Source organism: Streptomyces sp. NPDC101151, assembly GCF_044768335.1.
Lineage (GTDB): Bacteria > Actinomycetota > Actinomycetes > Streptomycetales > Streptomycetaceae > Streptomyces.
This window is the reverse complement of record NZ_JBIWPP010000025.1, coordinates 20,907-41,321: the sequence shown is the minus strand read 5'-3', so window position 1 is coordinate 41,321 and position 20,415 is coordinate 20,907. Positions and strand designations below refer to the sequence as shown.

The following is a 20,415-nucleotide window of genomic DNA, read 5'->3' as shown; positions in this document are numbered from 1 at the left end:
AAGGTGGGTTGCCCTTCTTGCGGGCCAGGTCCCGACGCCGAGTTGCCGTATGTGCCGGACGGCACCGTGGCCACGGCTTCCTATGAGGTTCCTGTTAATTTTCGATCCGGTTGAACACACGCGCACCGTCATCCGTACGGGGCGGGGGAACTCCATGCCCGACCGACCGCTCCACGCAAGGGGAAGACCTTGGTACGCAACAGGCGCAGACGCCCGACCGGCGCACGACGCGCGACCCTCGCAGCGGTCGCCCTGATGCTGGGCGGCGGAGGGCTCGTCGCCGTGAACGTCTATGCCTCGGCCAGCGAGGGGACCTGGGGCGGAGAGGGCGGCCCGGACGCGACCGGACAGGTCAAGTCCGCGGGCATGGCCACGATCGACTGTCCGGATGTCGGCAGCCGGCTGACGTCGGTGCCGGACGAGGCCCGCGCCGACGTCGACCGCGAACTCGCCCAGCTGGACCAGCAGACAGCGGGCGCCTACCAGCAGCTCCAGGCGTCGGCAGAGTCCGTCCGCAAGGATCCGGCATCCGCCGACGGCTCGATCATGAACCCGCTGAAGGAGAAGCGGGCGGCGACGATCGAGCGCATCGCCGTCGCCATCGACCGGGTCGGGGACCGTCCGGAGGGACTGGAATCCCTGGCCGCCTGCACCCTGCGCCCCGGCCAGGACGGCGCGGGCGACGAGAACGGCGGCGCCGGCCAGAGCGGTGCCACCCAGGGCGACGGAGCGCAACAGGGCGAGGGCCAGGGCCAGAACGGCGCGGGCCAGGGCGGCAACGGGCCCGTCGCCTCCGACTACGCGGACATCACCTCCGTGCAGCCCAACGTGCCGCAACCGGCCCAGCAGGCCGACGCCTCGCGCGGCACCTTCACCTCCGAGTGCGGCGTCAACGAGGGCGGCCTGTTCAACTCCGACAACGTGATCGTCGCCCCCGGTGTGTCCAACGGAGCCCACCACTTCCACGACTACATCGGCAACCAGTCCAACAACGCCTTCGCCAGCGACGAGGACCTGGCCAACGCCGACACCAGCTGCGTGGACCAGGGCGACAAGTCCACGTACTACTGGCCGGTGCTGCGCCTGCAGAACGGCAAGCAGGAACGGGACGCGGGCGCGCCGGGCGGCGGCACGGAGGGCAACGCCGGCCAGATCGTCACGCCCAAGGCCGTGACGCTGACGTTCGAGGGCAGCCCGCTGGGCAAGGTCACCGAGATGCCGCGTCTGCTCCGCATCATCACCGGCGACGCCAAGGCTTTCGTCAACGGCCCCGCCAACGCGAACGCCTCGTGGAGCTGCACCGGCTTCGAGGACCGTCAGCTGAAGGACAAGTACCCGCTGTGCCCGTCCGGCAGCGACGTGGTGCGCTCCTTCCACTTCCAGAGCTGCTGGGACGGCCGCAACATCGACAGCGCCAACCACCGCACCCACGTGGCCTTCGCGAGCCCCGACGGCTCCTGCCCCCAGGGCTTCGAGGCGATCCCGCAGCTGGTGCAGCGCATCGTCTACGACGTCGACGCGCCGAGCCTGAACGACGGTGGGCGGACGGTACCGCTCTTCGCCGTGGACTCCTTCCCCGAGCAGCTGCACAAGCCGGTCACCGACCACGGCGACTTCATCAACGTCTTCGACGAGGACCTGATGAGCGAGATGGTCGACTGCATCAACTCCGGCCGTACCTGCGGAGCCCGTGGCGACGACTCCGGTGCCACGGAGGCCCCGAGCCAGAACCCCGGCGACGGCGCTACGGACGACCCGGGCGACGGTGCCACGGACGACCCGGGCGACGGTGCCACGGACGACCCGGGCGACGGCGCCACGGACAACCCGGGCGACGGCGCCACGGCGGACCCCGGAACGAGTGCCCCGGCCGCTCCGGCTCCGGCCTCCTCCGGCCCGGCGCAGGAGCCGAAGACGTACACGACGACCGAGCCGGCGAACACCACCAAGCACGGCAAGCCCGCGAAGCAGGGCAAGCAGACCGAGTCCGCCAAGGCCGCCCCGGCCGCATCGTCCGACTCGGGCGGCGGTGAGGTCGGCCAGGCCACCCGGACGCCGGCCGGCAGCCGGACCCAGCCCCCGGCCGCACAGACGGAACCCCAAGCGCAGGGCGGCCTCGCCGAGACCGGAGCGCACCTGTGGCCCGCGGCCATCGGCACGCTCCTCGCTCTCTCCGGCCTGGTGATGCTGCTCCGGGCCAGGCGTCTGCGGTACTGACCGCACCTCACGGACGCACTGACGGCGGCTCCACCCTTCAGCGGTGGGGCCGCCGTTGCGCTCCGGAGAGAACCCCGGGCCCTTGTGTGGGGGGAGCGCTCTCATGCGCATGAGGACGTCCCCATGCCACCCAAGGACCCTCGTCCCGCTGTCCGGCCGTACCGTCCCGCTGTCCGGCCGTACCGCCCCGGCGACCGCGACGCCGTCGCCGGCTTCTGCGTCCGCACCGCACACAACGGCGGCGACTCCCGCGCCCTGTACCCAGACCTGCGCCCGATGCCGTCGATCTTCGCCGAGCCGTACTGCCACCTCGACCCGGACCTCGCCTTCGTCCTCGACGACGGCGAAGGCCGGGCGGTGGGGTACGTCGTCGGGACGGCGGACACCGAGCGGTTCGTCAAGGGCTTCCGGCGGACCTGGATCCCCCGGCCGGCCGACCGCTGTCCGGAGCCCACCGCGCCGCCCCGCACACCCGCCGAGGAGATGATCGTCCTCCTGCACCGCCCGGAACGCATGCTCGTCACCGAACTCGCCGCGTACCCCGCCCACCTGCACATCGACCTGCTGCCGCCCTGGCAGGGGCGCGGCCACGGCCGTCAGTTGCCTGCCAGCTGCTCGACGCCCTGCACGGACCGGGCGTTCCGGCCGTCCACCTCGGCATGGTCACCGTCAGCACGGCCGCCCGCGCGTTCTACGACCGGCGCGGCTTCCACGAGATCCCGGTCGCGGACCCCGGCCCCCTCACCTGCCCGGGCCGGACCACGACCCCGGACCGACCCGCCGGACCGTGGCCGTCAGCCGACCCGCAGGGTCCGCTTGGCGAGCTCGTACGCGGGCACCATCGCCTCGTGCTCCTCGGTGTCCATCCCGCCGAGGTGCAGCACGACCGGGCCGTCGGGCGTGGAGACCGCGAGCGCGCTCTCCTTCTTCGTCTCCTCCAGGAGCTTGCTCGTGTAGAGGTACTCCACCTCGACGGCGGAGAGGCCGCCGCCCGTCTTGAAGGAGCGGTACTTCTCCTTGCTGACGTTGTCCTCTGCGGCGACGAACTGCCGCAGGACCGTGCGCGCGTCGGCATCGCCCGGCCTGCCGGTCCACACCCGCAGGAAGCCGATGTTGCCGGCCGGCTTGGCGTCGATCTCGCAGGCGGTGGTGACCGGTCCCTGCCGGAGGAAAGCGTCGGCAAGCGCTCCCGAGAGGTCGTCGTCCGACCCGCTCGACGTCTTGGACAGCTCCTTCTCGGCGTCGACCGCCTTGGCCCTCCACTGCTTGGCGATGTCGAAGCTGACGGGAAGTTCGCAGGCCGACCCGGCGGCGCCGATCGTGCCCCCGCTCGCGGCGACCGTACTCTCCGCTCCCGCGCCCCCGGCCTCGGCGGACGGGCTCCCCGACGCCTTCCCCTCTGCACCCGGCGACTGCGAACAACCTCCCAGAACGGCCACCAACACCACCGCCTGCAGCACTCGGCCCCGCACTGCCCCCACCCTGACCTGCACTCTTGTCTCCCCTCCTGCTCAGGGCGGCCACTGTAACCGAGGGCACCGACATCGCCGTACGCAATAAGCGGGCTCAGTCCCCTTCACGCCTGCAGTGCAGGAACAGGTGCGGCTCCGGGACGGCTGCGGGGTGGGCCGGGGCGAAGGTGGCGTGCTCCTCGGACAGCACCGTCAGGCCCGCCCCGGTGACCAGGTCCGTGAAGTCCTCGGCGGCGAAGCTCGTCACCCGCACCGGCTGCCCCATGAACACCCCGTCGACGGCCTCCACGTCGAGGGGGACGGTGGCCAGCACCGCGAGCCCGCCGGGCCGCAGGGCACGCGCCACGGTCCGTACGACGGCCGACTGCTCGGCGCGGGACATCTGCAGCAGCGAGAAATACACGCACACCGCGTCGAACGAGCCCTCGGCGAGCGGCAGTTCACGGATGTCCGCGAGCCGGAACTCCGCCTGTGGCACCTGGCGCGCGGCGAGATCCACCATGACCGGGGAGACGTCGACGCCCAGCACACTGTGCCCCGCCTCGGTGAGGGTCTGCGCGGTCGGCCGGCCCGTCCCGCTGCCCACGTCCAGCACCCGGCTGCCCGGCTCCAGGCGCTCCAGCAGCCACTGGAGCGACGCCCGGTGCGCCTCGGAGGAGGCGAACGCCTTCTCGTAGTCGAGACCCAGCGCGTCGAACACCACGGCGGCCGGTGCCCGCTGATCGTTCTCGCCCAAGACTGTTCCTCCCGTGTCCCGTGCAACTGCCCGGCATCGTCGCACCCCGGCCCGGGGCCCACAACGACGCGCGCCGGGCACCGTTTGCGGGCCGCGGCACCGGCAGGGCAGGGTTCGGCACGTGCCTACCTTGCTGATCGTGCATCACACCCCCTCGCCCAACTGCCAGGCCATGTTCGAGGCCGTCGTCTCCGGTGCGACCACACCGGAGATCGAGGGAGTCCGCGTGGTCCGGCGGGCCGCCCTGTCCGCCACCGCCTCCGACGTCCTGGAGGCCGACGGCTATCTTCTCGGCACCCCGGCGAACCTCGGCTACATGTCGGGCGCTCTCAAGCACTTCTTCGACCAGGTCTACTACCCCTGTCTGGACGAGACCCGGGGCCGGCCCTTCGGCTACTACGTCCACGGCGGCAACGACGTCACGGGCGCCGTCCGCGCCATCGAGGCCCTCACCACCGGCCTCGGCTGGCGCCGCACTGCCGAGCCGGTGGCCGTCACCGGTGAGCCCGGCAAGGCCGATGTGCAGGCGTGCTGGGAGCTGGGAGCCACGGTCGCGGCCGGGCTGATGGCCGACGCCTGAGCGGCCGGGCCGGCACCGGAGCGGTCTTCGTGCGGTGGCCTCCGCCCACCGGGCCACGGTGCACCGGTCGCCCGGTGGCCGTGAGCCGCCCCGGGCCGGGCGCGCAAAGGGACCGGACCCTGCGCACATCCGCTACCGGGCGGGATGAAGGTGCGGGCGCGGTGTCCCTGGCCGACGATGGGAACGGGACCGCGTCCGACGGGCGCGGTCGCCCACGGTAGCGCGTCGTCGAGTCGAGGGAGCGTCGGATGCGAGCGGACGGCCACGCACCCGGACGGTCCGCGCAGCAGGAGCAGAAGGAGCAGGAGGCCATGGAGCTGCTGCGCCGGTGCGCGCAGGACACGGCGGACGTCGCCGAAGGCATCCACGAGGTGTCCCTGCGCACCGGAGCCGCGCTGTCCGCGCCGGCCCTGACCGGCTCCGCGCGCCGCCGCCCCCGTACCGGTCTCGCCGCACGCTGGTCGCTGCTGCGGGCCCTGACGACCAAGGAGGGCCTCGGCGGCTCGGCGCTCACGGCGCTCACGGCGCCGCGGGGCATGGGGCAGGTGCTCGGCGGGGCCCGTGCAGCGCTGGGCCGGGAGAGCCTGGCCGCACGGGTGGCCGTCACCTCCCTGCGGCTGAGGATCGCCGCCGTGCTGGTCGACCACCCCGAGTTGGCGCGCGACCCGGGCATGCGCCGGCTGACGGAAGCTGTCGCCGCCGCCGAGGACCTGGCGGCCGTACGGGCCCTGCGCGGCCTGTTCAGGGACCGGGGCGCCCAGCGCGCCCTGTCCGGGCTCGCACCCCTGATGGCCGAACTCCTCGCCATTCGCGCCCTGCTGGACGAGGATCCGGTGAAGGACGGGACCGGCCGTCCGCCGGCCGCGGGCCGGGAGCCGTCCGCTGCCCCGGTGAAGGGCATCACCGCCTCCCCCCTCGCGGGTGTGGACCGGGGCCAGGGCGCCGCCGAGGCCGTCGACCTCACCGACCAGGAGAAGCCGACCATCGCCACCGAGGGCTCCTTCCTCGGCTTCCTGCGCAACATCGAGGTGCTGTCCGCCGACGGACGGATCCTGGTGCAGAACGTGCGCGGGCCCGACGGCGTCGTCCGCTATGTCGTCCAGGCACCCGGCATGGCCCCCGGCCGCCCCCGCAACGACTCCCCGCAGGACTTCGTGGGCGCCTGGCGCAACCTGTTCACGGCCGACTCGTCCTACACCCGCTCGATCCTGGCCGCCCTCGACGACTACGGCATCCCGCGCGGCGCCGACCTCGCCCTGATCGGGCACGGCGAGGGCGCGATCGCGCTGATGAACCTCGCCCAGGACGCGGAGTTCTGCCGCGCCTACCGCGTCACGCACGTGGTCGCGGTCGGTTCCCCGGTCGGCAACGAGAAGCCCGCCGACCCGCGCACCTGGGTCGCCGGCATCACCAACCAGCACGACATCGTGCCCGTCCTCGACGGCACGGGAGCGGGCTCCGCCGTCGCCCCGCACCCGAACCGGTACGAGGTCGACTACACCGGTCCCACGCGTGAGTTCCCGCTGTGCCACATGGTCCGTGAGTACCTGGAGCACTTGCGGACCGTCGTCCCCGAGGTCCGTGAGCATGTCGACGAGGCGCTCACCCGCTACCGAGGCCATGTGGTGCGCACCCAGGCCTACCGGCTCAAGGACCGCGCCCGCCCGCCCGAGGGCCACCCCTTCCTCACCCTCCCCACCGCGTCCGTCCCCACCACGACCGGGCCGGTCGACGTACCGGTGCGCTACTACGACTCCTCCGCCGCCCACCTGTGCTTCCCCGTCCACGCCGAGGTGGCGCGCCGCCTGCTGCCCGACGTCACCTGGCTGATGCCGAGCCGGCTGGGCCGGCGGGCGCTCGCGGTGCTGTCCCTGTACGAGCACCGCTGCTCCACGATCGGCCCCTACGCCGAGATCGCCCTGTCGGTACTGGTGGACGACCTGTGGCGGCCCCGCCCCTGCGACATCGCCGCCGACCTTCTGCGCCGCGACGACCTGCGCCGCACCGGCCGCTACGTCCTCTCCCTCGCCGTCACCAGTGGGGAGGCCCGTGTCGTCGCCCAGGAGATCTGGGGCCAGCCCGCCGTCCGCTCGGCCGTCGAGGCCGATCTGATGGGCCGTCATCTCGCCGTCAGCGCACCGGAACTCGGGCTCGCCGTCGAGGGCCGTCTCGGCCCGGGCATCCGCTGCCCCGAGGCGGACCGGGTCCTCTACGGCAGGCGCGGCGAGAGCACCGTGCGCACCCCGGTCCGGACGCACGGACGGCTGCGGCTGCACACCGGCACCGGTGTCCGCGTGCGTCTGGACACCGCCGCGGCCGAACCCATGGCCGGGCAGCTGCGCCGGCTCGGTATCGAGGCCGCCCGGCCGCTCTTCGTGCTGACCAGCCCGCAGTTGATGGTCCACCGCAGCGCCGGCGCCGTGCTGTCGCGCTGAACCCGTACGCACACACGCGAGTGGGAGCCACCATGGTCGTCGATTCCACCCGAACGATGCCGCCGATAGGCGAACTCCTCGACCGGGCGGGCAGGTTGCGCGCCGACGCCCACCTGATGGACGGCTACGCCAGGCGGCTGCTCGCCACCGCGGCGGCCCTCACCGGCTGCACGGCGGCACCCGAGGGGAGCCGCCCCGCGCTGGAACGGCAGGCGGCCGCCTGCAGCACGGCCGCGGAGCAACTGCGCATCGCGGCCGAGGCGTTGCTCGCCCACGCGCGAGCCTGAGGCGGGGGAGCACATCCTGTGGGCGCGACGTCGTCCCGGGAGGCGCGGAACTCCGGCCGAACACGATGAACGAATGCGCTCTGCTTTCAAGCCGGTTGCCGTGCACCGGAAGCGGGGCGGCCACGGGGGCTCCCGTACGATCCGCATGCTCCCGGGCGAGGTTGCCCCGGCCCGCACCGGCCAGGGCCACGCACCGGTGCGCCGGGGCGGCCGCCGCCGCACCGCGGACGCCCCCTGGCATGCCGCCGGCGCATTCACGGCGGCCGTAGCGCGCTCATTGCCCGCAGGGCGGCCTGCCCTGCGGGCGACGTCTCGCACAACCGCCCGCCCCGACGGCCGAAGTCCGACGGGGTCCGACCTGCTCCGTCCACCGGCGCGTCGGTGATCCCGATCGGACACGCGGGCACCCGCCGACCACCGGCCCGGTGGGTCACCGTCCTCGCGTCCACGTGCCGCTCGGCCCCGCCCGCCCGAGGAACGCCGGACGGCGACCGGCCCGTCCCCACCACTCGACGCCGACGGATCGCCGCGGACGTTCGCACATCCGGGTGGTAGCGGCCGTCGTCCTGGGCCGAACGAGTTGTCGCGGCCCGGAACGCTCGGCTCCGGCCCGGATAATCACCGCTCATGCAGCTCGTGAAAGCACGTGTCCCGGCGCGGCGCGCCCCGGTGGCCGTCACCGGACTGGGACTGGTCACACCGGCCGGGGTCGGCCGGGACGCGGCGTGGGCAGGACTGTGCGCCGGGCAGTCCACCGCGACCGCCGACCCCGGCCTCGACGGGCTGCCCGTGAGCTTCTCCTGCCAGGTACCCGACCTCGACGCGGTGGGCCGGCTCGGGCACCGGCTCAGCCGCCGCCTTGACCGTTTCACCACCTTCGCGCTGCTCGCCGCCCGGGAGGCCGTCGCCGACGCCCGGCTCACCCCCGACGGCTGGGACGGGGCCCGCGTCGGTATCGTGATGGGGGTCGGCACCGGTTCCATGCAGGGCTGGCAGGCCGAGTTCGACCGGCTCGCCGACCACACGCCGGAGCGGGTCTCGCCGCTCGCGCTGCCGCGCAGCGTGCCCAACATGGCCGCCGCGGAGATCGCCCTGGACCTCGGCGCACAGGGCCCCAACATGGTCGTGAGCACCGCCTGCGCCTCCGGCACCAGCGCGCTCGGGCTGGCCCGGGACTGGCTGCTGTCCGGCGCCTGCGACCTCGTCCTCGCCGGAGGCAGCGAGTCGGCCCGGCTGCGGATGACCGCCGCCTGCTTCGCCCAGATGCGCGCCCTGTCCCGCCGCGCCGACACGCCCCACGCGGCCTCCCGTCCGTTCGACCGCGACCGCGACGGCTTCGTCCTCGGCGAGGGTGCCGCCGTCCTCGTCCTGGAACGTGTCGAGGACGCCCGCGCCCGCAGGGCCCGGCCCGCGGCCCTGCTCTGCGGGTTCGGCGCGTCCTGCGACGCCCACCACTTCACCGCCCCGCACCCGGACGGCGACGGCGCCGCCCGCGCCATCCGCGGGGCCCTCGCGGACGCCGGCCTGGCCCCCGAGGACGTCGACCACGTCAACGCCCATGGCACCTCCACGCCGCAGGGCGACGCGGCCGAGCACAACGCGCTGCACCAGGTCTTCCGCAGGCCGCCGCCCGTCACCGCCGTCAAGGGGACCATCGGGCACGCCATCGGCGGCGCCGGGGCCATCGAGGCGGCCTGCACCGTCCTCACCCTCCGCCACCAGCTGATCCCGCCCACCGCCAACCTGGACACTCTCGACCCGGCGATGGACCTCGACATCGTCGCCAAGGCGCCCCGCCCGCACCGGATACGAGCCGCCGTCAGCAACTCCTTCGGCTTCGGCGGCCAGAACGCCGTGCTCGCCTTCACCGCCGTCGACTAGTGCCCCTTCGCACGTGCCCCGAGCCGAAAGGTCTCCCTCTTGTCGGAGTTCTCGGAACCCACCCCGCTGACCGGCAGGCCGCGGTCCTGGCCCACTGCCGAGCAGCTCATGATCGGCGTGTTCGTCGCCGTACCGTTCCTGGCGCTCCTCGCCGCCGTGCCGCTCGCCTGGCGGCGCGGCCTGAGCCCCACCGACCTCGCGCTGGCCGTCGTGTTCTACCTCGTCAGCGGACTCGGCATCACCGTCGGCTTCCACCGGCACTTCACCCATGGTTCCTTCAAGGCCGAACGGCCGCTCAGGATCGCCCTCGCCGTGGCCGGCAGCCTCGCTGTCCAGGGCCCGCTGCTCACCTGGGTGGCCGACCACCGCAAACACCACCGATACTCCGACCAGGACGGGGACCCGCACTCGCCCTGGCGGTACGGCCGTTCACCCGGCGCCCTGGCCAAGGGCATGGTCTACGCCCACCTGGGCTGGCTCTTCGAGACCGAGCACGCCTCGCCCCGCCAGTACGCGCCCGACCTCGTCCGCGACCGCACCCTGATGCTGATCTCCAAGCGCTTCGGTGTCCTGGTCCTCGCCTCCGCCGCCCTGCCGGCGGTGCTGGGCGGGGCGCTGACCGGGTCCTGGCAGGGCGCGCTCTCGGCGTTCTTCTGGGCGGGCCTGGTGCGGATCTGCCTCGTGCATCACGTCACCTGGTCGATCAACTCCATCTGCCATGCGGCCGGTTCACAGCCCTTCCGCAGCCGGGACCGCTCGGGCAACGTGTGGTGGCTCGCCCCGCTGTCCCTGGGCGAGTCCTGGCACAACCTGCACCACGCCGACCCCACCAGCGCCCGGCACGGCGTACTGACCGGCCAGCTCGACGCCAGCGCCCGGCTGATCCAGTGGTTCGAGCGGCTCGGCTGGGCCTACGACGTGCGCTGGCCGGACCGGCACCGGATCACCGCTCGCCGGGGGGAACCGCCCCGGGGCGAGCGGCGGGAGGACGGAGGGCCACAGGAATGACCGTCCGGCAGCACGTGCACGTCAGTGGCCGCGTACAGGGTGTGTTCTACCGCGACACCTGCCGCCGGCTCGCCGTGGAACGGGGCGTGGCGGGGTGGGTCCGCAATCTGTACGACGGAGGCGTGGAGGCCGTGTTCGAGGGGAACCGGGACGACGTCGCCGACCTGGCGCGCTGGGCGGCCGAGGGTCCGCCGGCGGCGCTGGTCACCCGCTGTACAGGCGTCGCCGAGGAACCCGAGGGCCTGTCGGGGTTCCGCGTACTGCCCGACGCCCCGCCCGGCGACGATCCCGGCGCCGGCTGGACCCACGGATGACCGGCCTCAGCGCACCCGCTCGGCCGCTGCCCGGGGCGGGTGGCGCCGGGGCGCGGCGCTGTCGGTGGGCGTGGAGTCGGCGAGGGGCCGTACGAACAGGCTCACCCTGGCCCGTTCCGCGAAGCCGTTGCGGCGCATCAGCCCGGCTGAGGCGGTGTTGCGCCGCTCGACGTCCGTGACCACGCACACCGCCCCGGCCGCCGCGAGCCGCGCACAGCACTCCCGCACCAGCCGGGAGGCCACCCCGCGGCCCTGGTGGTCGGGATCGACGGCGATCCACTCCGGACAGCCCCGGTCGGCGCGCTGCTCGAACGACAGGGACCCGAGGACGAAGCCGGCGACCCGGTCGTCGTCCAGGACCACCGGACAGGCGGAGTCCGGCGCGTCCAGGTGCCCGGCGACGGCGGACAGCGACCAGCCGGTGCAGGGCATGGCGTCGGTGTCGTAGACCCGGTGACCGAGGTCTGGGACGGCGGCGAGGTGCTCGAAGCCGAGGGGAGACCCTCGACCTGAGCCGGCCGGTCGCCCTCACCGTCATCGCGATCGTCCACTTCATGCTGGACGAGCATGACGCCGTCGGTGTCGTACGCCGGCTGCTGGAGCCGCTGCCCTCCGGCAGCTGTCCGGCGATGTCCATCGGCAGCGCGGACTTCGCCCCCGACGAAGTGGGCCGGGTCGCCCGCGAGTACGCAGCCCGCAACATGCCGATGCGGCTGCGCACCATCGACGAGGCCCACGAGTTCTTCGAGGGCCCCGAACTGGCCGAACCCGGCATCGTCCAGGTGCACAAGTGGCACCCCGACGGCACCGGCGAGAAGGACATCCGCGACGAGGACATCGCGATGTACGGCGCGGTGGCCCGCAAGCCGTGAACCGGCCCGGGGCCGGGGTCCGACCCACCTCCCGGACCTCGGCCCCGGTTGTCCCGCGACGCCACGGGACGGGACGGGCCGCGCCCCGGCCGGTAGCGTGAGGCCATGTACGCCACGCGAGTCACCAGGCGCATGCGGGCGCCCGCGGCGGCCGTCTACCGGGCCCTGGTGGACCCGGACGCCCTCGCCGCCTGGCGGGTCCCCGGGAACATGACCGCCCACGTCCACGCCTTCGAGGCCCGCGAGGGCGGCGCCTTCCGCATCTCCCTCACTTACGACGACCAGCGCGGCGCCGGCAAGTCCGGCGGGCACACGGACACCTATCACGGGCACTTCGCCACACTCGTGCCCGGAGTGCGGGTCGTCGAGGTCTTCGCGTTCGAGGCGGACGACGACACCCTGCGCGGCACCATGACCATGACGACGACGCTCACCGAGACGGACGACGGTGCCACGGACGTCGAGATCCTGCACGAGGGCATCCCGGACGACATCCCCCGTGCCGACAACGAGCTGGGCACCCGTATGGCCCTGGACCACCTCGCCCGGCTGGTCGAAGAACGGAATCCGCCGACGCTCTGAATGGATCTGGCCAAAAAGGCGGGGAAAGGGTCTGAAATTCGGCACAACCTTTGGTGTCGTGCCAGGTACGCGGAATTACGGGGAAAGAAAGTGGAGAGAAGCGGAACCGGTCGGAGGGAATTGCGGTCTTAAGGTCCGTCGATGGCCGGGATCAGCCCGGTCGCGAAGAAACCGGGGGAATGAGTTACATGTCCGTCCAGAATCGTAAGACCCTCCTGACCGCTGCCGCCCTGGCCGCCGGCCTCACCCTGGCCGCCGTCACGCCCGCCCTCGCCGGCACCGGCGCGAGCCACACCACCCGAGCCGCCGCCGTGTCCTCCGTCCAGGGCGACCCGCGCAACGTCACCCAGCATGTGGCCGACTTCTACGGCGCCTACATCGACTCCGTCTGGGCCAACGAAGACCCGGCGGCCGCCGCCAACACGAAGGCGCTGCGCGCCTTCTACCTGTCTTCGGCCGCCCAGAAGAAGGTCGCCGCGTACGAGGAGAAGAATCACGCCGACGGCATTCTGTTCGCGCAGAACGTGCCGGTGAAGTGGAAGGTCGACTACACCGGCTCCGGCGCGGGCCACGCCACCAGCAGGGTCACGCTCACCTGGGGCGACGGCCCCGGTGCCGAGGTCAGCAAGATCGACGTCCAGTCGGACCTGAAGACCCTGAAGATCACCGATCTGAAGCCGGTGAGCTGACCGGTTGAAGGGCGCAGTCCCGCCCCGCCCCACCCGGGGCGGGGCTCGCTGCTGTCCGGAGCCGTCGGGCCCGGCCGTGCCGACGGTACGGGCGGGGGAGCCGCATGCCCCGGCCGGCCATGATCCGACGTGCACCAGTGGACCGTGAACGGCTTCCCGCGAGGGTCAGCCGGCGCTGTGCCTGAGCACGTCGGCGCCCGTCGTCCGTCCGTGGTGGCGACGCTCGTCCACGGCCGTGCGGTGCAGGGCGATGAGCGCGGCGTCGTCGTCCAGGCGGCCGCCCGCGTGGGCGAGCAGATCGCGCCGCACATGGTGCATCAGCGCCTCCGGACTGTCGTCCGTCCAGCGCGCCACCCGCTCCGCCAGCGGATAGAACCGCCCCTGAGCGTCCCGGGCCTCGACGACACCGTCGGTGTACAGCAGCAGCGTGTCGCCGGGCTCGAAGGAGAACACGTCCAGTGTGTGGTCGGTGGGCGCGTGCACTCCGAGGGGCGGCGACGGATGCAGGCTCGGGACCGTGACCGCGTGCCCGGGGCTCAGCAGCAGCGGCGGGGGATGGCCGCAGCTGGTCATCCGGGTCACCGGATCCTGGTCCGGGATCTCCACCAGCAGGGCGGTGGCGAAGCGCTCCCCCGCTTCCTCCGGGGTCTCCAGCTCGGCCGCGTACCGGCTGATGCTCTGGTCCAGAGCGGAGGCCAGGTCCACCAGCGGGTGGTGACGGTGCGCGCTCTCCCGGAACGCACCGAGCAGCAGGGCCGCCTCCCCGATGGCCGGCAGCCCCTTGCCCCGCACATCGCCGATCAGCACCCGTACGGCGCCGTCGCACAACGTCGCGGCGTACAGGTCGCCGCCGATCTGTGCCTCGTCCTCGGCGGCCAGATACAGGGAGGCGATCCGCAGCGGGCCGATGTGCTCGGGCAGCGGCCACATCAGCACATGCTGCGCGGCCTCGGCGACCGTGCGGACCTGCGCCAGCTGCGCCTGGCGCCGCTCCCGTACCGCGCTGTAGACCACGAGCATCACCGAGAGCACGGTGAGCGTCACGATCTGCACGATGTGGTTCGACGTGGCCAGTCCGCCGTGGTAGACGCCGATCAGTGTCTGGGCGGCCACCGCCAGCGCGCCGACGAGCCCGGTGGTCCGGGGCCCGGCGAACGACGGCGTGAGTGCCGGGGCGATGACCAGCGCGGGGCCCAGGTGGATGTTCTCCGGGGAGCGGAGGTCCACCACGGTGATCACCAGGATGAGGGTGATCGGAAACAGGAGCAGCGCATGCGACGACCACCACGGCTGCTGCCGCAGATCCGCACCCCTCTGCCGGGGCTTCATGCCTCTAAGGGTGCGCCCGGACGCGGCGCACGTCACACGGGAAGACTCCTTCGCGGTGAAGTCCTTGGCCTGCTTCAGCGCCGGACCGTCCCTGTCGGCCTCCCTGTGCCGGTGCTGGGACACTTGCCCGACCGCCGCGGTGGCCGCCCGGAATGCCGGGCGATGCGTGGCGCAGCCCGGCCGTCTACCGCGGCGAGGTCCTCACGGCCGGAACGCCGGCCCTGGTCGTGGCGGACCGGCCGGGGCAGGCCCCCGGGCAGCCGGGGGCCTCGGGACCGCAGGCGGCGTCACCCCGGTCCGGCTCAGCGGGGCTCGTACGTCCGGGTGAGGATCTCCAGCACCTCGGACGCCTGCGGCAGGCGCGGCGCGTTCTTCGTCACCGCGTCGGCGATCGCGCCGGCCGCGATGGCGGGCAGGAGGGAGCGGTCGGCGCCGAGATCGCGCAGCGGCCGCTTGACGTCCAGCGCCCCGGACAGTTCGCGCACGGCCGACACGGCGGCCCCGGCCCAGTCGCCGTCGGCGGGCGGGCCGACCCGCATCGCCCGGGCCACCCGCTCGTAGGCCCCCTGCGCCGCGGGGGCGCTGAACTCCATGACCTCCTCCAGGACCGCGGCCAGGGCGACTCCGTGCGGGGTGCCGGTGTGGGCCGTGATCGCGTGCCCGATGCCGTGGACCAGGCCGAGGCCGGAGAGGGTCAGGGCCTGGCCCGCGAGATGCGCCCCCATCATCAACTCGGCCCGCGCCTCCAGGTCCGTGCCGTCCCGGTGGGCGACGGGCAGCGCCCGGGCCACCATGCCCACGGCCTGGGTGGCGTACGCCACGGAGAACGGGTTCGCGCCGCGCGAGGCGAGCGACTCGATGCCGTGCACCAGCGCGTCGATACCGGTCGCCGCCGTGGCGGGCGCGGGAAGGCCGAGTGTGAGCTCAGGGTCGAGCAGGGCGATGCGGGGCTTGACCGAGGGATGGCCGATGTACACCTTGCGGCAGGCCTCGGCGTCCTCGATGACCCCGAACCCGTTGGTCTCGGCGCCCGTGCCGGCGGTGGTGGGGACGGCGATCAGCGGCAGTCCGTCGGCGGCCTCCCACAGGTGGTCGGCGTCGGCTGCCACCGCGTCCGGGTTGCCGACCAGCAGCGAGATGCCCTTGGCCGCGTCCAGCACCGAACCGCCGCCCAGCGCGACGACCACGGCGGGTCCGAAGGTCCGGGCCCGCGCGGCGCCCGCGTCGACGTTGTGCGTGGACGGGTTCGGTGCCACCTCGTCGTGGACGGCGTACTCGACGCCCGCCGAGTCCAGGGTCTTGAGGACGCGGTCGACGACACCGGCAGCGCGCAGGCCCCGGTCCGTGACCAGGAAGGCGCGGGTGTGTCCGGTCGTCGCGATCAGCTCGGGCAGCCTGTCGATGCGGCCGGGGCCGAACTCGACGCGGCAGATGGGGTCGATGCTCAGCGACGCGGAGGCGAGCCGGTCGTGCTGCGAAGAGGTCCGGTCGTGCTGAGAAGAGGTCATGGGATGCGGCTCCTGAGGCTTGCGTACCGGTTCAGACCGTGGCTGCCGCACCGGCCGGCGCGGCAGCCGGGTCCGGCAGGCGGAACTCCCGCCCGGCGAGCGCCTCGTACAGGCGGACCGGGCTCATCTCGCCCGCGAGGTCGCCGTGCTGAGCCTTGGAGCGGCGGTAGATCTGCTCCACGAGGGCGGACAGTTCGGTGGACACCCCCAGGTCACGGCCGAGGTCGACGGCGAGCCCGAGATCCTTGCAGGCGAGCGCCATCGCGAACGAGTCGTCGTAGTCGCCGTCGGCGAGTACACCCATGATGTCGTGCTCCAGGAAATGGGAGGCGGCCGGGCTGGCCAGCAGCGAGGCGCGCAGCACGCCGAGATCGACGCCCGCCCTGACGCCCATGGCCAGGACCTCCGAGGCGGCCACCAGATGACTGAACCAGAGCAGGTTGATCATCAGCTTGACGGTGTAGCCCGCGCCGAGCGGGCCGACGTGCAGGACACGCTCCGGGTCGCCCATCGCCTCGAGCGCGGGCAGTGCGATGCGGAAGTCGTCCCCGTCGCCACCCACGAAGATCTGCAGCGCCGCGGCCTCGGCGCCGCGGGCCATGCCGCTGACCGGCGCGTCGAGCCGACGCACGCCGCGCGCGTCCAGCACATCGGCCGCGACCCGTTCGGCGGCCGCCGGTGTCGACGTCGACATGTCGATCCACAGCGCGCCCTCCGGGAGCGCCGCGGCCGCCCCGCCGCGCAGCAGCACGTCCTCCACGATGCGCGGATCGGGCAGCATGGTGATCAGGAATTCGGCGTCGCGGGCGCAGTCGGCGGGCGAGTCGACCCAGCGGGCGCCGATCGCGAGATGCTCGGCGGCCGCCTCGGGCCGGGCGTCGTGCACGGTGACCAGGTGTCCCGCGTGGATCAGGTGGCGGGCCATGTGGCGTCCCATGTTGCCCAGGCCGATGAAACCGATCCTCATCGTTGTCCTCGCTGCGAGTCGAAGGGAAGAAGTGGGAGGAGCTGCCGAACCCGCGGGGTTCAGGCGAGGTTGATCCATGTCGTCTTCAGTGCGGTGTAGGCGTCCAGCGCGTGCAGGGACTTGTCGCGGCCCGCACCGGTGGCCTTGAATCCGCCGAAGGGTGTGATGACGTCGCTGGCGTCGAAGGTGTTGATCCAGACGGTGCCGGCCCGCAGCCGCTTCGCGGTGCGGTGGGCCACGGCCACGTCCCGTGTCCACACGGAGGCGACCAGCCCGAAGTCGCTCTCGTTGGCGAGCCGTACGCCCTCGTCGACGTCTCCGTCGTACGACACCACCGCGAGGACCGGCCCGAAGATCTCCTCCTGCCCGACGACGGAGGTGTTCTCGACACCGTCGAGCACCGTGGGCTCGACGTAGCTGCCGCCGGTCTCGGCCAGGGTGCGGCCGCCGCCGAGCAGCACGGTCGCGCCGTCCCGCGTGCCGCGCTCGACATAGCCCAGGATCTTGGCAAGTTGGGTCTCGTCCACGATCGGGCCCATCACCGTGGCCGGGTCCAGCGGGTCACCGGGACGGAACGTCTCGGTGGTGATCCGGCGCACGGCGTCCAGGAGCCGGTCCTTCACCGAGGCGTGCACGACCACACGCGAGCCTGCGTTGCAGGTCTGCCCCGCGTTGTAGAAGATCCCCCACGCCACGGCGGACGCGGCGGCCTCGATGTCGGCGTCGGCCAGCACCAGTTGCGGCGACTTGCCGCCCGCTTCGACGGCGACCTGCTTGCCGTTGGACTCGCCCGCGTACACCTGGAAGAACCGGGCCACCTCGGCCGAACCGGTGAAGGCGATCTTGTCCACGCCGGGGTGCCGGCCGAGTGCCTGGCCGGCGACCTCGCCCCGTCCGGGGACCACGTTCAGCACCCCGTCCGGGAGCCCCGCCTCGGTGGCGAGCGCGGCCAGCCGCAGCGCGGCGAGCGAGGTCTGCTCGGCGGGCTTGAGCACGACGCTGTTGCCGGTGGCGAGCGCCGGACCCAGCTTCCAACTGGCGATCAGCAACGCGTAGTTCCAGGGAACGACCGCGCCCACGACGCCCAGCGGCTCCCGGGTGATCAGTGCGAGCGCGTCCCCGGGCGTGGGCGCGATCTCGTCGTAGGTCTTGTCGATCGCCTCCGCGTACCAGGCGATGGTCTCTGCGGCCTTGGCCACGTCCACGCGCAGTGACTCGGTGATGGGCTTGCCCATCTCCAGCGTGTCGAGCAGTGCCAGCTCCTCGGCGTTCGCCCGGATCAGCTCCGCCCAGCGCAGCAGGACCCGCTTGCGCTCCTTGGGTGCGAGGTCCCGCCAGCGGCCGTCCTCGAACGCGGAACGAGCGGAACGAACGGCCCGGTCGACGTCCTCGGCGGAGGCGGCCTGCACCTCGGCGAGTACCTTGCCGTCGCGTGGTGAGACGCTCGGGAAGCTGTCGCCGGAGGTCGCGTCCGTGAACGCGCCGTCGATGAACGGCCGGGTCTCGAAGGTGAGCTTGTCGGCCGCGGCCCGCCACTCCTCGAACGAACGGGTCAGCAATTCCTCGATGGTGTACGTCACTTGACCCTCCAGCGGTCGATCGCTTCCTCGTCCAGCTCAATGCCGAGCCCGGGCCTGTCCGGTACTTCGAGGCAGCCCTCGGCGTTAACCCGGACGGGCTCGGCGAGCATGAAGTCGCGGCGTTCGGGGGTCCAGCCGGGAGGGTCGTAGGGGAACTCGAAGTAGGGGCCGCCGCCGACGCCCGCCGCCACGTGCAGGTTGGCGAGCACGCCGATCCCGTTCGTCCAGCTGTGCGGGGTGAAGTGGCGGTGCTTCAGCTGAGCCAGCTCGGCCAGGGTGCGGGCGCGGTGCATGCCGATCGCGAGGACGACGTCCATCTGGTAGATGTCGAGCGCGTCCTCCTCGAGGTAGCGCAGCAGCTCGGTGGGGGAGTGGTGCATCTCGCCGGCGGCGATACGCACGCCGGGGTTCTCGGCGCGCAGCCGCTTGAAGCCGTCCAGGTCGGCGTACGGCAGTGGTTCCTCGACCCAGAAGACGTCCAGTTCCGCGAGCCTGGCGACGATCTTCCGGGTCTTGGCGAGGTCGGAGGCGGGCGCGGTGTCGCCCGCCATGCGCCAGGACTGGTTGAGGTCGACCATGATCTCGAAGCCGTCGCCCAGCTCCTCGCGCACGGCCCTGACCGCCGCGATGCCGTCCTCGACGCGGTTCCGGTCGATACGGATCTTCATCCCGCCGAAGCCCGCGGCGCGCACCCTCAGCGCGGTCGCGACCCGCTCCTCGGGGGACTTCAGCTCGCCGCAGGAGGCGTAGGCGGGCAGCTTCTTGGCCGCGTTGCCGAAGAGTTCGGCCACAGGACGGCCGTGCACCTTGCCGATGACGTCCCACAGGGCCGCCTCCAGCGGCCAGTAGTGTGCGCCGTGGAAGTTCGCCGTCTCGATGGCCCTGACATGCCGGGTGATGTCGAGCGGGTCCTCGCCGACGAAGAGGTGCCGGTAGGTGCCGAAGCCGTCCATGAGGTCGCCGGAGCCGATGCCGGTGATCCCCTCGTCGGTGTGCACGCGCACGATCGTGGCGTCGAAGTGGCGGCGCGGCTCGGGGTCCCAGGCGGCGTGGAAGGGCGGGTCCAGTTCCAGCCTGAGCCGGTCCAGGGTGATGTCGGTGATCTTCAACGCGTGACCGCCTCGGGCGCGGACGCGGCGAGCGCGTCGGGTGCGGGTGTGTAGAACGGGTTCGCCGGTCCCTCCTGGGCCGCGGCCAGGACGTCGGACACCGACGGCGTCCCTGTCACGGCCGCGCGGATCGCGTCGTAGGCGGCGGCCCGCTGGTTGCGGAAGGCGATGTCGAGATCGTCCACCGCCGGGTTGACCCACACCGCCGCGATGATCAGCAGCTCGTCGGCCTCCTCCGCCGGGATCAGCCCCCGGGCGACGGCGTCCGCGACGCCCTGTGCCAGACCCGCCTGGGCGCTGCCCCAGGTGGCGCGCTCGTGCCGCTCGCTCCCGGCGGCGGCCTTGGTCACGAACAGGGTCGGCGGCTTCACCGGCACCGAGGGCCGCAGGACGGTCACGAACGGTACGTGTCCCGCGCTCGGCGTGGCCAGCGCGGTCGCCCAGGCCGTCTCGACCGGGCCGCCCCTGCGGCCGATCACGACGTTGGTGTGCGCGGTGTTCGAGCCGTCACCGACGAAGGACTCGCCGATCAGCGCGGTCGCGGCAAAGCCGGGTTGGCGGGTGGGTGAAGCCGGGGAGGGCATCGGAACTCCTGGATCTTGGGTGGCGGGGTTCGACGGGCGAACCAGGATCGACGGGCGAACCAGGATCGACGGGCGAACCAGGATGTAGCAGGCATCCGCTGATGAACCTCCTATTCGGAACAGTTCATCCGGCCCGATGCGGCGAATCTAGGTTCGCCGCCCTGGCCGGGCAAGGCGGTGACGGGAATCGAAATGCGGGTTGCTCTCCTGACAACCCGCGCCCTGACCTGGGGGTTCCGTACCCGGACGGCACGCCTAGGATGGC

The 20,415-nt window shown here is 72.8% G+C and carries 18 protein-coding genes and 2 pseudogenes; 11 read left to right on the top strand and 9 right to left on the bottom strand.

The window, feature by feature from the left end; genetic code table 11:
* Positions 1-255 precede the first annotated feature (255 nt).
* The gene (locus tag ACIRU3_RS33650) at positions 256-2,217 is read left to right on the top strand and encodes a DUF1996 domain-containing protein (RefSeq protein WP_404064712.1); all 1,962 of its coding nucleotides are present in this window, start codon (positions 256-258) and stop codon (positions 2,215-2,217) included.
* A gap of 123 nt (positions 2,218-2,340) precedes the next feature.
* Positions 2,341-2,981: pseudogene (locus ACIRU3_RS33645) on the top strand (GNAT family N-acetyltransferase); the annotation flags it as partial.
* Between the two features lie 30 nt (positions 2,982-3,011).
* Here ACIRU3_RS33645 and ACIRU3_RS33640 read toward each other — a convergent pair.
* On the bottom strand, positions 3,012-3,710 hold the full coding sequence (locus ACIRU3_RS33640; protein WP_404064517.1) for a lipoprotein: 699 nt from the start codon (positions 3,708-3,710) through the stop codon (positions 3,012-3,014).
* Between the two features lie 73 nt (positions 3,711-3,783).
* A complete protein-coding gene (locus ACIRU3_RS33635) occupies positions 3,784-4,425 on the bottom strand; it encodes a class I SAM-dependent methyltransferase (RefSeq protein WP_404064515.1) in 642 nt (213 codons plus the stop codon).
* A gap of 121 nt (positions 4,426-4,546) precedes the next feature.
* Between ACIRU3_RS33635 and ACIRU3_RS33630 the strand changes: the two genes are divergently transcribed.
* The 6 genes from ACIRU3_RS33630 (at position 4,547) to ACIRU3_RS33605 (ending at position 10,930) form a co-directional block, all read left to right on the top strand.
* Complete coding sequence (locus ACIRU3_RS33630) at positions 4,547-5,005, top strand: flavodoxin family protein (RefSeq protein ID WP_404064512.1); 459 nt, start codon at positions 4,547-4,549, stop codon at positions 5,003-5,005.
* A 248-nt stretch (positions 5,006-5,253) separates the two neighbouring features.
* On the top strand, positions 5,254-7,440 hold the full coding sequence (locus ACIRU3_RS33625) for a hypothetical protein (RefSeq protein WP_404064511.1): 2,187 nt from the start codon (positions 5,254-5,256) through the stop codon (positions 7,438-7,440).
* A 32-nt stretch (positions 7,441-7,472) separates the two neighbouring features.
* Positions 7,473-7,727 (top strand): hypothetical protein, encoded by a 255-nt coding sequence (locus ACIRU3_RS33620; protein WP_404064509.1) that lies wholly within the window; start codon positions 7,473-7,475, stop codon positions 7,725-7,727.
* A gap of 627 nt (positions 7,728-8,354) precedes the next feature.
* Entirely contained in the window at positions 8,355-9,608 is a 1,254-nt protein-coding gene (locus ACIRU3_RS33615) for a beta-ketoacyl-[acyl-carrier-protein] synthase family protein (RefSeq protein ID WP_404064506.1), read from the top strand.
* Between the two features lie 39 nt (positions 9,609-9,647).
* Positions 9,648-10,616, top strand: a complete 969-nt coding sequence (locus ACIRU3_RS33610) for an acyl-CoA desaturase (RefSeq protein WP_404064503.1) — start codon at positions 9,648-9,650, stop codon at positions 10,614-10,616.
* On the top strand, positions 10,613-10,930 hold the full coding sequence (locus ACIRU3_RS33605; protein ID WP_404064501.1) for an acylphosphatase: 318 nt from the start codon (positions 10,613-10,615) through the stop codon (positions 10,928-10,930). The genes ACIRU3_RS33610 and ACIRU3_RS33605 overlap by 4 nt, the downstream gene beginning before the upstream one ends.
* Before the next feature lie 6 nt (positions 10,931-10,936).
* On the opposite strand, the gene ACIRU3_RS33600 is transcribed toward ACIRU3_RS33605, so the two are convergent.
* Entirely contained in the window at positions 10,937-11,362 is a 426-nt protein-coding gene (locus ACIRU3_RS33600; protein WP_404064499.1) for a GNAT family N-acetyltransferase, read from the bottom strand.
* Between the two features lie 65 nt (positions 11,363-11,427).
* Here ACIRU3_RS33600 and ACIRU3_RS33595 point away from each other — a divergent pair.
* The 3 genes and pseudogenes from ACIRU3_RS33595 to ACIRU3_RS33585 all read left to right on the top strand — a co-directional run.
* Positions 11,428-11,802, top strand: a pseudogene (locus tag ACIRU3_RS33595) (SAM-dependent methyltransferase); the annotation flags it as partial.
* A gap of 105 nt (positions 11,803-11,907) precedes the next feature.
* Entirely contained in the window at positions 11,908-12,384 is a 477-nt protein-coding gene (locus ACIRU3_RS33590) for an SRPBCC domain-containing protein (RefSeq protein WP_404064496.1), read from the top strand.
* A gap of 188 nt (positions 12,385-12,572) precedes the next feature.
* A complete protein-coding gene (locus ACIRU3_RS33585) occupies positions 12,573-13,073 on the top strand; it encodes a hypothetical protein (protein WP_404064493.1) in 501 nt (166 codons plus the stop codon).
* 165 nt (positions 13,074-13,238) lie between these two features.
* Here the strand turns inward: ACIRU3_RS33585 and ACIRU3_RS33580 are convergent, their stop codons facing one another.
* The 6 genes from ACIRU3_RS33580 to fae all read right to left on the bottom strand — a co-directional run bounded on the left by ACIRU3_RS33580 (position 13,239) and on the right by fae (position 20,150).
* Positions 13,239-14,402, bottom strand: coding sequence for a PP2C family protein-serine/threonine phosphatase (locus tag ACIRU3_RS33580; protein ID WP_404064490.1), 1,164 nt, complete (start codon positions 14,400-14,402; stop codon positions 13,239-13,241).
* Positions 14,403-14,704: 302 nt separating this feature from the next.
* Positions 14,705-15,910 (bottom strand): iron-containing alcohol dehydrogenase family protein, encoded by a 1,206-nt coding sequence (locus ACIRU3_RS33575; protein ID WP_404064488.1) that lies wholly within the window; start codon positions 15,908-15,910, stop codon positions 14,705-14,707.
* Between the two features lie 31 nt (positions 15,911-15,941).
* Entirely contained in the window at positions 15,942-16,877 is a 936-nt protein-coding gene (locus ACIRU3_RS33570) for an NAD(P)-dependent oxidoreductase (protein WP_404064486.1), read from the bottom strand.
* Between the two features lie 59 nt (positions 16,878-16,936).
* Positions 16,937-18,457 carry an aldehyde dehydrogenase gene (locus ACIRU3_RS33565; RefSeq protein WP_404064483.1) on the bottom strand — a complete coding sequence of 507 codons (1,521 nt, stop codon included), beginning with the start codon at positions 18,455-18,457 and terminating at the stop codon, positions 16,937-16,939.
* A complete protein-coding gene (locus ACIRU3_RS33560; RefSeq protein WP_404064480.1) occupies positions 18,454-19,566 on the bottom strand; it encodes a mandelate racemase/muconate lactonizing enzyme family protein in 1,113 nt (370 codons plus the stop codon). Before ACIRU3_RS33560 ends, ACIRU3_RS33565 begins: the two co-directional genes overlap by 4 nt.
* Complete coding sequence (fae, locus tag ACIRU3_RS33555) at positions 19,563-20,150, bottom strand: formaldehyde-activating enzyme (protein ID WP_404064477.1); 588 nt, start codon at positions 20,148-20,150, stop codon at positions 19,563-19,565. Before fae ends, ACIRU3_RS33560 begins: the two co-directional genes overlap by 4 nt.
* Positions 20,151-20,415 lie beyond the last annotated feature (265 nt).

What these genes read in the sequence shown, in the direction of transcription:
- ACIRU3_RS33650 (WP_404064712.1), top strand. Translation starts at nt 256, where the DNA reads ATGCTGGGCGGCGGAGGGCTCGTCGCCGTGAACGTCTATGCCTCGGCC.
- ACIRU3_RS33625 (WP_404064511.1), top strand. Translation starts at nt 5,254, where the DNA reads ATGCGAGCGGACGGCCACGCACCCGGACGGTCCGCGCAGCAGGAGCAG.
- ACIRU3_RS33620 (WP_404064509.1), top strand. Translation starts at nt 7,473, where the DNA reads ATGGTCGTCGATTCCACCCGAACGATGCCGCCGATAGGCGAACTCCTC.
- ACIRU3_RS33615 (WP_404064506.1), top strand. Translation starts at nt 8,355, where the DNA reads ATGCAGCTCGTGAAAGCACGTGTCCCGGCGCGGCGCGCCCCGGTGGCC.
- ACIRU3_RS33605 (WP_404064501.1), top strand. Translation starts at nt 10,613, where the DNA reads ATGACCGTCCGGCAGCACGTGCACGTCAGTGGCCGCGTACAGGGTGTG.
- ACIRU3_RS33600 (WP_404064499.1), bottom strand. Translation starts at nt 11,362, where the DNA reads ATGCCCTGCACCGGCTGGTCGCTGTCCGCCGTCGCCGGGCACCTGGAC.
- ACIRU3_RS33590 (WP_404064496.1), top strand. Translation starts at nt 11,908, where the DNA reads ATGTACGCCACGCGAGTCACCAGGCGCATGCGGGCGCCCGCGGCGGCC.
- ACIRU3_RS33585 (WP_404064493.1), top strand. Translation starts at nt 12,573, where the DNA reads ATGTCCGTCCAGAATCGTAAGACCCTCCTGACCGCTGCCGCCCTGGCC.
- ACIRU3_RS33580 (WP_404064490.1), bottom strand. Translation starts at nt 14,402, where the DNA reads ATGAAGCCCCGGCAGAGGGGTGCGGATCTGCGGCAGCAGCCGTGGTGG.
- ACIRU3_RS33575 (WP_404064488.1), bottom strand. Translation starts at nt 15,910, where the DNA reads ATGACCTCTTCTCAGCACGACCGGACCTCTTCGCAGCACGACCGGCTC.
- ACIRU3_RS33570 (WP_404064486.1), bottom strand. Translation starts at nt 16,877, where the DNA reads ATGAGGATCGGTTTCATCGGCCTGGGCAACATGGGACGCCACATGGCC.
- fae (WP_404064477.1), bottom strand. Translation starts at nt 20,150, where the DNA reads ATGCCCTCCCCGGCTTCACCCACCCGCCAACCCGGCTTTGCCGCGACC.